This window comes from SAR324 cluster bacterium, from assembly GCA_029245725.1.
Lineage (GTDB): Bacteria > SAR324 > SAR324 > SAR324 > NAC60-12 > JCVI-SCAAA005.
Genome location: JAQWOT010000391.1, coordinates 1 through 1708, shown reverse-complemented (window position 1 = coordinate 1708; position 1708 = coordinate 1). Strand labels below are relative to the sequence as shown.

Sequence of the window (1708 nt, the reverse complement as noted above, 5' to 3'; positions counted from 1 at the left end):
GCAGAACTGCAGGAACTGTCATCGAAAGTCATTATATCCAGTGTCAGGTTGAATCCAGCGACTTGAAGTGTTTCCGTTTGATAAGGACTTCCACTCGTACAACTGGAGTTCCAAGTTCCATAAAGTGCGGTTAGAGGAACTGGGGGAGTTGTGTCCACAGTACTTTCCTCATCTTCCAAGCCCATCAAGGAACAGTTAAATAAGTGAGGAAGCAGAAAAGTAAGCAGGTATATTTTGATATTTGAACTACTGTGTACAGTCATATCATTATCAAATCTCCAGTGGGGATCCAAGAGCTAGCTGATTTTCTGACTGAGGAGAAGTCACGATCACAAATCAACAAATTAATTTGGGCGGTACTCTGAGAAAGGTCTATTGTTTGGGTTAATTTCTGGAGATAGCGGATGCACTAAGAAAGCATTACCTGTGTAATCTAAAGCCAACCCAGAGGCATCTGGAGTTTCTGTCTTGAGTGGTAATGTCCATAATATATCGCCTGTCGATGCATCCAAGCGAGTGTAAAAGTACTCTACTTCGGTGTTTTGTGTCTCAGACACCCTCAAGCCCAGCAAATTCAGCTGACCCCGAACATCTACAGAAATTTCTGCCCCCAGATCATGTCCACCTGTCCCCCATTGTTGGCTCCACTGAAGCCTGCCTCCAATATCAAACTTTGCTACAAATAGATCGACATCTCCAGCGCTCTGATGCCCAGCCAAAGTTTGACTGGTCTGGCCAGTCAAATAGACACTTCCCTCTTCATCAGCTGTCAGAGCGAGAGCCACATCATCTCCAGATAAACCGAACTGTCGGCGCCAAAGCTCCTTGCCGGAACTGCTAAATTTGACCAGGAAAGCATCAAGTCCACCTGCACTATTGTTTTCTGTCAGTTCACCTTGTGTGTAGCCAGCCATAAAAGTATTGCTCAACAAATCTGTAGCAGTACCCATACTGACATCCTCACCAGCTAAACCAACCTGACGTGTCCAGAGATGTGTACCATCTGGGTCATACTTTGCCAGGAAAGCATCAGTGTTGACCAGTTTTTTTGCTGTTTGTTGAGGACTTGCAATAGTGCTAGCAACACAACCTGGACCAAGTGCATCGAAGGTTATAGTTGCATTGTCTGAAAGGGCGTTGTGCACATCCTTGACCTGAAACACTAGATTCTCTCTAAAAGCAACATTAGGAATTGTGAAGCTATGAGTACTAAGGCTTACTGCTCCATTCGATTGGTTGAAACTAGCAACCAGTGTATACGTTGGGCTTTTATTGAGAACGTAACTAATACTGTCACCATCTATATCTGAGCCAGTTAATGAAAAGGTTTTGGTTGCTTGCCCATATGCAAAATTTCCTTGATTTGCATTATTAGCAACTGGGGCGTCATTGGCACCAGTAATCGTAAGACTAACAGTATTAACGGTAGATGTTTTGGATTCATGAGTCTCCTGGCCCAAAACAGTTGTGGAAGAATTATCAGTAACCGTGTAGTTGAAACTGTCTGAATAGGTTTGATTCTTAGCAAGTGTTTGAAGTGGAGTGATAGTAACCGAGTTCGTTCCTGTCGGCAAATTGTAAGGTAAATTACTGCTGGTTAGTAAAGTACCTCCGTTGTGAATATTTCCATGGGTGATTAGGGAAGTAATCGTGTATTGAAATGCACTATCATCCTGATCAATATCTGAAAATGAGAGGGTTATTCCTT

At 43.2% G+C, this 1708-nt stretch carries 2 protein-coding genes; both read right to left on the bottom strand.

Translation table 11 applies throughout. The annotated features are described in order from the left end of the window. On the bottom strand, positions 1 to 263 hold a 263-nt coding region (locus tag P8O70_21605), incomplete at its 3' end, for a hypothetical protein (protein ID MDG2199438.1). Between the two features lie 81 nt (positions 264 to 344). Then, positions 345 to 1708: hypothetical protein (locus tag P8O70_21600; GenBank protein MDG2199437.1), on the bottom strand; the 1364-nt coding region annotated here is incomplete at its 5' end.